Origin of the sequence: Escherichia sp. AM3 (assembly GCF_032029835.1) — a bacterium.
GTDB classification, from domain to species: Bacteria; Pseudomonadota; Gammaproteobacteria; order Enterobacterales; family Enterobacteriaceae; genus Escherichia; species Escherichia coli.
Genome location: NZ_JAVUPQ010000098.1, coordinates 1 through 9,847, shown reverse-complemented (window position 1 = coordinate 9,847; position 9,847 = coordinate 1). Strand labels below are relative to the sequence as shown.

Genomic DNA, 9,847 nt, shown 5'->3' with positions numbered 1-9,847 from the left:
CGGTGGAGCTGCATGACAAAGTCATCGGGCATTATCTGAACATAAAACACTATCAATAAGTTGGAGTCATTACCTATCAAACGATAGTAAGGAATGGTGGATTCCCAGCTCATTCCTCCCAGCAAACCAATTGTTTTCATTCCTCTCTCCTGATGTGTGTTACCGCAACAAGGCTGAATAAGGAACGAGACAAACGCCTCAACGGCCAAGTGCCCAATCTCTATTAACGAAAAAAGGGCCGGATGTACAGCACATCCGGCCCGTGAAATCAGACGCCGATATTTCTCAACTTCTCGCCTGCCATCAGTTTGCGTTCGATATGTTCCAGCGTGACATTTTTGGTTTCCGGAATGAGCCAGAAAGTAATGCCCACAAACGCAATGTTCAGCGCAGTGTAGAGCCAGAACGTACCGGCAGCGCCAATGCTATCAAGCAGTGTCAGGAAGGTCGCGCCGATAATCATATTCGACACCCAGTTTGTCGTCGTCGAACAGGTAATACCGAAATCGCGGCATTTCAGCGGCTGAATTTCAGAGCACAGGATCCACACCACTGGCGCGGCGCTCATCGCATAACCGGCAATACACATCATCGTCATGCCAACAGAGAGCCAGGACAAGCCACTGGAAGCCGTACCGTTATCAAACTGCATCAGGCAATAGCCCAGCACCAGAGTGCCTAACGCCATCACGCTGAAACCAATTTTCAGAGCCGGTTTACGACCTGCTTTATCTACCGTAAAGACCGCAATGAAGGTCGCGAACATAAAGGTCAGTCCCACGACCAGAGTCGCAATCATCTGTTGTTCTGTGGTCGTAAAGCCCGCCATTTTGAAGATACGCGGCGCGTAGTACATGATGATGTTCATACCGGTAAACTGCTGCATCGCCTGCAACAACATACCGAGAAACACAGCACGACGGACGTTACGGTTGATCTTAAACAGTGCCCAACCGCCCTGTTTTAACTTCAGGCTTTCACGAATTTCGTTGAGTTCTTCTCGCGCTTTTTCCGACGTATCGCGCAGCATACGCAATACTTCTTCCGCCTCAATATGACGCCCCTTTTCCGCCAGCCAGCGCGGGCTATTTGGCAGGAAGACCACCAGAATAATCAGCAGAACTGCTGGTAAAGCAAGAACCCCCAACATTGCGCGCCAGTTACCGCTATAACTGAACGCTGTATCGGATAAAAACGCCAGCACGATGCCGAGTGTGACCATCAACTGGTACATACTGATCATCTTACCGCGAACGTTTTCACTTGCCATTTCAGAAAGATACAGAGGAGCGGTGTAAGACGCGATCCCGACAGCAATGCCCAGCACCACCCGAGCGGCGATTAACATCTCTACGCTGGTCGCAAAAGCGGACCCTATAGAACCGAGTACAAACAGGATGGCCCCCGCCATCAGGCTGTATTTACGCCCCAGGCGGAACGACAGCCAACCATTAAACAGCGCACCAATTGCTGCGCCGAGCATCATGCTACTAACCACCCATTCCTGCAAACGACTGGTCAGCACAAAGTGATCGGTAATGAACGGCAACGCTCCGGCGATTACGCCGATATCAAGACCAAATAACAATCCTGCGACCGCAGCAGCTACCGAAACAAACATATTCATACGCCGCGTATCCCGCAAAGAACGTGGCGTTAAAGCAGATTCCGTATTGATAGTAACCATTTTTTCCTGCCAGCAGAGAATAAGACATAGTGAAAAAATACGTGAACAATTCACACAGGTGTCAGGTCGGAAATAGCATAAATATGGATTAAATTGCTACGACATGCCGTTATGTGATGGATATTCCAATTTTAAAATTAAGTTGAATTATTGAGATTATTATTAACCACCTAATTTTACAGCAGATAAAATTCATAAAGTTCATTAATTGATAATTAATATGGATTATTTCATAACCATGATATGGATTATGATGATCTACAGGTATAAAAAACCCTGCCATGCGGCAGGGTCATAAAAGTAAGAAGAATGAATTAACGCGCCAGCCAACCGCCATCCACGGCAATGGTATAACCATTCACATAATCTGAAGCGCTGGAGGCAAGGAACACTATCGGCCCCATCAGGTCACTCGGCAGTCCCCAACGACCAGCTGGAATGCGGTCGAGAATTTCCGCGCTACGTTGTTCATCTGCCCGTAGTTGTTGAGTATTGTTGGTCGCCATGTAACCCGGGGCTATCGCATTAACATTAATGTTGTGTTTAGCCCATTCGTTCGCCATCAATCGCGTCACACCCATCACGCCGCTTTTTGATGCGGTATAAGAAGGCACACGGATCCCGCCCTGGAAGGAGAGCATTGACGCGATATTGATAATCTTGCCGCCATTGCCTTGCGCGATAAAGTGTTTCGCCGCTGCCTGAGACATGAAGAATACGCTCTTGATATTCAGGTTCATGACATCGTCCCAGTCCTTTTCGCTGAACTCGAGAGCATCTTCGCGGCGAATCAATCCGGCGTTATTCACCAGGATATCAATATGACCAAACTCCGCTACCGCGCGATCCAGCAGTGCTGGAATACCATCAATCTTTCGCAGATCGGCGGTCAGGCTTAAAAAACGACGCCCCAGCGCTGTGACCTGCTCGATGGTTTCAGTCGGTTCAACGATGTTAATGCCAACAATGTCACAGCCCGCTTGCGCCAGCCCCAACGCCATCCCCTGACCCAGTCCAGTATCACAACCAGTGACGACCGCAACTTTACCTTCGAGAGAAAATGCACTTAAAATCATAACAATACCTTATTCGTTTATGCCCACAACTAGCGCAAATCTTTAACGGCCACATGGTCCATATCATCAAAGACCTGGTTTTCACCAACCATGCCCCAGATAAAGGTATAAGCTTTGGTTCCGACGCCGGAATGGATCGACCAGCTCGGGGAGATCACCGCCTGCTCGTTATGCATCACAATGTGACGCGTTTCTTGCGGTTGCCCCATCATGTGGAAAACGCAGGCGTCATCATCCATATTGAAATAGAAATAAACTTCCATCCGGCGCTCGTGGGTGTGACACGGCATGGTGTTCCACAAGTTACCTGGAGCCAGCTCCGTCAGCCCCATACTCAATTGGCAGGTTTCCAGCACATCCGGGACAAAATATTTGTTAATAGTGCGACGGTTACTGGTGAGGTTATCGCCTAACGTGACTGGAGATACTTCGTCCGGGGTGACTTTTTTGGTGGGATACGTCGTATGCGCGGGTGCGCAATTGTAATAAAACTTCGCCGGAGTGCCGGTATCAATACTGGCAAAGACAACTTCTTTTGCACCTTTACCAACATACAGGGCGTCGCGGTGACCGATTTCATAGCATTGGCCATCGACAGTAATCGTACCGGCACCGCCAATATTGATAACACCTAACTCGCGACGTTCAAGGAAATAGCTTACGCCGAGTTGTTTACCAACTTCCCCGCCAACGGAAACCGTTTTAGTTATCGGCATAATGCCGCCAACAATAATTCGGTCAATGTGGCTGTAAACCATGGTGTACTCATCGGCGACAAATACCTTTTCAACCAAAAATTCATTGCGCAGCCCTTGGGTATCCAGCGTTTTTGCGTGCGCACTGTGGATGCTCTGTCTTACGTCCACATCAACCTCCGATAATCAGTGAAGCGTGAAAATAGAAAACGATAGTGAAACACTGTTTCGTTTTCTCTATAAAGGGATGATATGCCCATGGGCTAGGGTTTTCAATTAAAAATAAAACAATGTTTCATTTTTAAGTTAAGGATTAAAAAAAGTGCAGTGTCGATCACGAATATGTCATGAGAATGGAAAAATGAGGGAGCCCAGAAAATGTATGTCGACTTGCCAGCCATCATTATTCAACAGATTAATGACGGCAGATATTTATCGGTAAGGAGGAAATGCAGAGCTATTCGTCACGTTCAATGGTCAATGCCACACCCTGGCCCCCGCCGATACAAAGCGTTGCCAGTCCTTTGCGGGCATTACGTTTCACCATTTCATGAACCAGAGAAACCAGGATTCGGCAACCGGAAGCGCCTATCGGGTGACCAAGTGCGATCGCACCACCATTGACATTGACCCGACGCTCATCCCACTCAAGCATCTTGCCAACCGAAAGCGCCTGTGCAGCAAACGCTTCATTAGCCTCGATAAGATCGACATCAGCCAACTGCCAGCCTACACGCTCCAGGCAACGGCGGGTCGCATACACCGGCGCAATTCCCATCAATGCCGGATCTACACCAACGCTGGCAAATGCGCGAATGCGGGCCAGCACGGGTAAATTCAACGCTCGTGCTTTGGCTTCGCTCATCATCATTACCGCAGCTGCGCCATCGTTTATGGATGATGCATTACCCGCTGTCACAGAACCGAGACTATCAAATGAAGGATTTAAACGGGCTAAACCTTCTGCACTGGCGTCAGTGCGTGGCTGTTCATCGGTATCAACAACCAACGTCTGACCGTTACTTTGGGTCATTACCGGGACGATCTCATCTTTAAATCGTCCGGCGTCAATCGCCGCTCGCGCTTTTTGTTGCGAGCTAAGTGCGTAAGCATCCTGCAATTGACGGCTGATGCCATATTCGCGAGCCAGATTTTCGGCGGTGACACCAATATGATAATCATTGAAGGCATCCCATAACCCATCATGCACAAGACTGTCAACCAGCTGGCTATTGCCAAGCTGTGCACCGGTGCGGCTATCAGTCAGAACATGTGGTGCGCGGCTCATGTTTTCCTGGCCACCGGCGATGACAATATCAGCCTCGCCACACTGTATCGCCTGAGTAGCCAGATGCAGTGCTTTAAGTCCGGAACCGCAGACGTCATTAATCGTGATTGCAGAAACGCTATTAGGCAGACCACCTTTAATAGCCGATTGCCTTGCCGGATTCTGCCCTGCCCCAGCAGTCAACACCTGACCAAGAATTACTTCATCCACCGCATATGCAGGAACGCCGGTACGTTCTATTAACGCTTTCACGACCAGACTACCAAGTTCCACGGCGGAATGACCCGCTAACGCACCGCGAAAGCAGCCGATAGGTGTCCGTAACGCCCCGACAATCACAACGTCTTTCATCACAACCTCGCACCAATTAACAGTGCAATAGTAAATGATTGTTAATTACAGTTATCTTAATTGTTTAAAAAAAGTGATTTTTATCACAAAGGAAATATGCCTGAGCAGTAGTCAGAGTCATAACTGGCACGTAAGGTTTGCAACCACTAACCCACCAATAGAGGGGTAGATAGGGCGTTAATCTCCCATACTTAACCTGGTTTATGGTAAATTGCCCTCCATTTTGTTTAATTTGTAGATGATACGTTCAGATAATGTCTAATATTTGGTCTAAAGAAGAAACTCTGTGGAGTTTCGCGCTCTACGGCACAGCCGTTGGTGCAGGCACGCTCTTCCTTCCTATTCAGTTAGGTTCGGCAGGGGCTGTGGTCCTGTTTATTACTGCTCTGGTCGCCTGGCCTTTAACATATTGGCCACATAAAGCCTTATGCCAGTTCATCCTCTCATCGAAAACATCAGCAGGTGAAGGGATAACGGGCGCAGTAACACACTACTATGGCAAGAAGATTGGTAATCTGATTACCACGCTGTACTTCATCGCCTTTTTTGTCGTCGTGTTGATATATGCAGTGGCAATTACCAACTCACTTACGGAACAGCTGGCAAAGCATATGGTTATTGATCTTCGCATCCGTATGTTGGTGAGTCTGGGTGTTGTATTAATCCTGAATCTCATTTTTCTGATGGGACGCCATGCAACCATTCGGGTAATGGGTTTTTTGGTATTCCCATTGATTGCCTATTTCTTATTTCTTTCCATTTACCTTGTCGGTAGTTGGCAACCTGATCTATTAACGACCCAGGTAGAGTTCAATCAGAATACCCTTCACCAGATATGGATATCGATTCCCGTGATGGTTTTCGCCTTTAGCCATACGCCCATTATTTCTACGTTTGCCATAGACAGACGTGAAAAATATGGCGAACACGCTATGGATAAATGCAAAAAAATTATGAAAGTCGCTTATCTCATCATCTGCATAAGTGTACTGTTCTTTGTCTTTAGCTGCCTGCTTTCTATTCCACCTTCGTATATTGAAGCGGCTAAAGAAGAAGGGGTCACCATTTTATCGGCGCTTTCTATGCTGCCGAACGCCCCAGCATGGCTGTCAATTTCCGGGATTATTGTCGCAGTAGTTGCGATGTCGAAATCATTCCTGGGTACGTACTTTGGCGTTATTGAAGGTGCCACGGAGGTCGTCAAAACAACACTACAGCAGGTTGGTATAAAGAAAAGTCGTGCATTTAACCGCGCACTATCAATTATGTTGGTATCGCTGATCACCTTCATTGTTTGTTGCATTAACCCGAACGCGATTTCGATGATTTACGCGATCAGCGGCCCGCTCATTGCCATGATACTTTTCATCATGCCTACGTTGTCAACGTATCTGATCCCGGCGCTTAAACCCTGGCGTTCCATCGGAAATCTGATTACGCTGATCGTGGGTATCCTGTGCGTATCGGTAATGTTCTTTAGCTGATATCCATTGTGAATGGTTCAAAATTGCTACAATTTTGAACCATTCCAGTTTTCATAATGTTCATTCGTTATTATTCCGCACTATCACTTCCCTCATCATATCCTAGTATTATCAGTTAGTTAAACACACAAAGAGATCTGAACATCTTAAATAAGACTATTTAAGATGCATAACTTAGATTCGCAAGATATCTTCCGGTCATTCAAAAACAATTTGCGATATAGATATTCTCATACCATGAGATAGTTATCTGAACCACCCTCAACCAGGTAAGATTAAATCAGTGAAACATAATCATATTTAATAACGAGAAATGCATTTTAAAATGTCTTAATCAGAATTATAGCAAATACAGATTAATCGCAATTTTTCCCAGCAAAATTACAAAATCATGGTGTATTGACATCATCAATCACCAATGAAATTATGCAATTATATACGGATAGGGAGGTTCTTAACATGGGGCTTTGTAGTCGTTATAAAAGTCTTACATGCAATAGTTGCTCAATGCATTGCCAAATAATGCCAGAAGAGTCACCGCGTTTGCAGTACTGCGCAAACTCGTGTTTTTGTATGTGGCCCGAAGAAAGTTCATATTTTAATCGTGGTGTGGTAGAAGGTATCTTAACAAAAAACCACAATGCGAGATTAAGCGGATATATTTTTGTCGATTTTTCAGTAAGTTTTTTACGTCTATTCCTTGAAAAAGACTGGATTGACTATCTTGCAAGTACTGACATGGGGATTGTTTTAGTCAGCGACCGCAATATGCAATCGTTAGCTAATTACTGGCGAAAACACAACTCAGCAATATCTGCTGTCATATATAATGATGATGGTCTTGATGTTGCCAATGAAAAGATCAGACAACTATTTATTGGTCGTTATTTATCATTTACCAGAGGTAACACATTAACTCAGATGGAATTCACCATAATGGGGTATATGGTTTCTGGTTATAATCCATATCAGATTGCTGAAGTTCTGGATATGGATATCCGTAGCATCTACGCGTACAAGCAACGAATCGAAAAGAGAATGGGTGGTAAAATAAACGAATTATTTATTCGTTCACATTCGGTCCAACATTGATACTCAACGACCAGCCAGAATCATACTCTGTTTATACGGGCATTTATTGAAATGTCCGTATTTTATAAATAGGCCGTCCCCTCAAGAGTAAACACCATAGTATTTAAAACCATCACACGAAAAATTCAGAAGCATTACGAAATATGAATTTACAAACAATAGTGGCATAAATGTTAACCATGTTAATTTACGTAAAGTTTTACGTTGCAACATTAAAGCCTCATTTCAATCATCATGATAAATATAAAATTAATATATATTTATGCCGTAAATACCAATATACTTAGCAAACTATGTGATCTCCATTTCGATTGATTTAGTGTTTATTGACGTATGTACTGGATTATTAACGATAATATCGAGTTCTGGCCTGAGCACCGAAAATTAATATCGGTACATAACGCCGATCTTAACGTCGTTCTGACAACGCCAGCCAGTCGATGTTTATCACTTCTACTTGAAGCTTTTCCTGATGTGGTTGCACAACAAGATTTTTTCACCAGAGTCTGGGAAGAAGAAGGTATGCGTGTGCCTACTAACACGTTATATCAGAACATATCCATTATCAGACGCGGATTTAGCGCTGTTGGTGATACTACCCACTCGCTAATTGCAACCGTGCCGAGAAGAGGATTCAAGATCCATAATGACATTAACATACAAAATCATGTAATAAACTCGTCAACAGACGCACATACACACAATGCCCCACCTGCCATAAAAGTTAATGCGGGATACAAAGAGAGCATTGGTGGCGCAAAGAATTTCAATAACAAAATCCTCAAACATATAAAAAGTCATCTAATTATGTTGAGCGCATTTGTCATAGGCGCATATTCTGCATATTGGCTATGGAATAATAATCAACCGAAGCCATTTTTCAAGGATTACAAGATTGTTGCGGAAATTAATGGCTGCCATTTTAATGTAACAGAAGATACAATTGATGGGTTGAAAGAGTTCGATAAATATAAAACACGGATACTGGATTCGGGGATTAACTGTAAAAAACATCCGTGGTTATACTTCCCTCTTGCAAAATCCTCACCGGGGATGATTGTTATGGCATGCAATAAAAACTATAACCAACATGAAGTGGCAGACTGTTTAACCCTGTCTTACCGTGAGGTTAATCGTGATTGATTATAAAAAAACTTATTATTTATTTTAGTTTTTATCAGTGGGTTTATTCTCTTCACTGTCTATTCTTACACTGCAGAAAAAATGATATATAACGAAACATGCACTGCAAATTGGGTAATTTTTAATGACCAGGGACGAGCAAATCTTACCATCGACTTTATGTATAACAAAAAAAATAAAACAGGAACTGTTGCGTTGAGTGGAACCTGGCAACAAGGTAACAGAGAAAGTAAATCAATACGGCGAAATATTGAATACACATGGATTGAAAACTATGACACAGCCCATTTAACATCAAAGAAAGTTAATAAGTTTGAGATTATGGATCAAGTTGATGATGATAGACTTGCACAACTTATTCCTGATTTTTATGTCTTTCCAGAAAAAAGTGTAAGCTATAATATACTAAAGCAAGGTAAGCATGCTTTTATTTTGAGCATTGGTAACAGAGCAATAATGCATTGTGCAAGGTAAACTAAAATAGATAACAAAAAGATGGAACCTCGTTAATCATAAAACAATAAAATTAAATATTCTCGCAGTATATGGCAGTCTAAAGCATCAAAGTTTTGATCAACATCTTTCATTTTAGACATCTCCTTGCAATGTAAAATATCATGTATCAACAACATCTGGTGCAAATCCATGAGTCGAACTCGACATTCATCTTAGCTCGATTATTATTCCTTCGTACAGTCGATGTAAACAATACAGAAAGAGGATTATTAAGAACCAGTTTACTCAGTGAATCAATAGAGGAAAGGACTAACGTTTCTTTAAAAGAATTGATTTCATCATCTGTTAAACTAAACTCATCATTGACAGATCGTGAGATATAACTGTTTTTAACTTTACTCTTTACGTTGACTTTATTGACAGAATTAACATTCACATATCTTGATTTTAATGTCCATGATGTTGTTTGCGTGAGAACATTCTCAGCATTGGTAATGCCTCCAACTTATTGATAGTGTTTTATGTTCAGATAATGCCCGATGACTTTGTCATGCAGCTCCACCGATTTTGAGAAC

11 protein-coding genes and 2 pseudogenes are annotated in these 9,847 nt (G+C 43.5%); 5 read left to right on the top strand and 8 right to left on the bottom strand.

Translation table 11 applies throughout. The annotated features are described in order from the left end of the window. Positions 1 to 2: 2 nt before the first annotated feature. Positions 3 to 59: an IS1 family transposase gene (locus RTW80_RS31605; RefSeq protein ID WP_003032489.1), complete on the top strand. Its 57-nt coding sequence runs from the start codon at positions 3 to 5 to the stop codon at positions 57 to 59. Between the two features lie 15 nt (positions 60 to 74). On the opposite strand, the pseudogene RTW80_RS21490 reads toward RTW80_RS31605, so the two are convergent. From RTW80_RS21490 to RTW80_RS21470, 5 genes and pseudogenes are all read right to left on the bottom strand, one after another. Then, positions 75 to 140 (bottom strand): annotated as a pseudogene (locus RTW80_RS21490) (hypothetical protein); the annotation flags it as partial. A gap of 128 nt (positions 141 to 268) precedes the next feature. Then, the gene (gene araE, locus RTW80_RS21485) at positions 269 to 1,687 is read right to left on the bottom strand and encodes an arabinose-proton symporter AraE (protein ID WP_000256438.1); all 1,419 of its coding nucleotides are present in this window, start codon (positions 1,685 to 1,687) and stop codon (positions 269 to 271) included. Positions 1,688 to 2,001: 314 nt separating this feature from the next. Next, entirely contained in the window at positions 2,002 to 2,763 is a 762-nt protein-coding gene (gene kduD, locus RTW80_RS21480) for a 2-dehydro-3-deoxy-D-gluconate 5-dehydrogenase KduD (protein WP_000603502.1), read from the bottom strand. A gap of 29 nt (positions 2,764 to 2,792) precedes the next feature. Further along, positions 2,793 to 3,629, bottom strand: coding sequence for a 5-dehydro-4-deoxy-D-glucuronate isomerase (gene kduI / locus RTW80_RS21475; protein WP_000383237.1), 837 nt, complete (start codon positions 3,627 to 3,629; stop codon positions 2,793 to 2,795). A gap of 286 nt (positions 3,630 to 3,915) precedes the next feature. Beyond that, positions 3,916 to 5,097, bottom strand: a complete 1,182-nt coding sequence (locus tag RTW80_RS21470; RefSeq protein ID WP_000656029.1) for an acetyl-CoA C-acetyltransferase — start codon at positions 5,095 to 5,097, stop codon at positions 3,916 to 3,918. A 254-nt stretch (positions 5,098 to 5,351) separates the two neighbouring features. Between RTW80_RS21470 and RTW80_RS21465 the strand changes: the two genes are divergently transcribed. The 4 genes from RTW80_RS21465 to yqeJ all read left to right on the top strand — a co-directional run bounded on the left by RTW80_RS21465 (position 5,352) and on the right by yqeJ (position 9,290). Next, on the top strand, positions 5,352 to 6,581 hold the full coding sequence (locus tag RTW80_RS21465; protein ID WP_000065946.1) for an amino acid permease: 1,230 nt from the start codon (positions 5,352 to 5,354) through the stop codon (positions 6,579 to 6,581). 459 nt (positions 6,582 to 7,040) lie between these two features. Next, entirely contained in the window at positions 7,041 to 7,673 is a 633-nt protein-coding gene (locus RTW80_RS21460) for a helix-turn-helix transcriptional regulator (protein ID WP_001305805.1), read from the top strand. A gap of 333 nt (positions 7,674 to 8,006) precedes the next feature. Continuing rightward, the gene (locus RTW80_RS21455; protein WP_312720105.1) at positions 8,007 to 8,816 is read left to right on the top strand and encodes a transcriptional regulator; all 810 of its coding nucleotides are present in this window, start codon (positions 8,007 to 8,009) and stop codon (positions 8,814 to 8,816) included. Between the two features lie 21 nt (positions 8,817 to 8,837). Further along, the gene (gene yqeJ / locus RTW80_RS21450) at positions 8,838 to 9,290 is read left to right on the top strand and encodes a protein YqeJ (protein ID WP_028986041.1); all 453 of its coding nucleotides are present in this window, start codon (positions 8,838 to 8,840) and stop codon (positions 9,288 to 9,290) included. A gap of 32 nt (positions 9,291 to 9,322) precedes the next feature. Here yqeJ and RTW80_RS21445 read toward each other — a convergent pair whose 3' ends face one another. The 3 genes and pseudogenes from RTW80_RS21445 to RTW80_RS21435 all read right to left on the bottom strand — a co-directional run. Next, complete coding sequence (locus RTW80_RS21445; protein WP_000655821.1) at positions 9,323 to 9,403, bottom strand: hypothetical protein; 81 nt, start codon at positions 9,401 to 9,403, stop codon at positions 9,323 to 9,325. 35 nt (positions 9,404 to 9,438) lie between these two features. Continuing rightward, positions 9,439 to 9,762, bottom strand: a pseudogene (gene yqeK, locus RTW80_RS21440) (protein YqeK); the annotation flags it as partial. Between the two features lie 15 nt (positions 9,763 to 9,777). Continuing rightward, on the bottom strand, positions 9,778 to 9,847 hold a 70-nt coding region (locus RTW80_RS21435; RefSeq protein ID WP_071607219.1), incomplete at its 5' end, for an IS1 family transposase.

Bases quoted from the DNA above. Each gene is read 5' to 3' on its own strand.
- araE (WP_000256438.1), bottom strand. From the start codon at position 1,687: ATGGTTACTATCAATACGGAATCTGCTTTAACGCCACGTTCTTTGCGG.
- kduD (WP_000603502.1), bottom strand. From the start codon at position 2,763: ATGATTTTAAGTGCATTTTCTCTCGAAGGTAAAGTTGCGGTCGTCACT.
- RTW80_RS21470 (WP_000656029.1), bottom strand. From the start codon at position 5,097: ATGAAAGACGTTGTGATTGTCGGGGCGTTACGGACACCTATCGGCTGC.
- RTW80_RS21465 (WP_000065946.1), top strand. From the start codon at position 5,352: ATGTCTAATATTTGGTCTAAAGAAGAAACTCTGTGGAGTTTCGCGCTC.
- RTW80_RS21460 (WP_001305805.1), top strand. From the start codon at position 7,041: ATGGGGCTTTGTAGTCGTTATAAAAGTCTTACATGCAATAGTTGCTCA.
- RTW80_RS21455 (WP_312720105.1), top strand. From the start codon at position 8,007: ATGTACTGGATTATTAACGATAATATCGAGTTCTGGCCTGAGCACCGA.
- RTW80_RS21445 (WP_000655821.1), bottom strand. From the start codon at position 9,403: ATGAAAGATGTTGATCAAAACTTTGATGCTTTAGACTGCCATATACTG.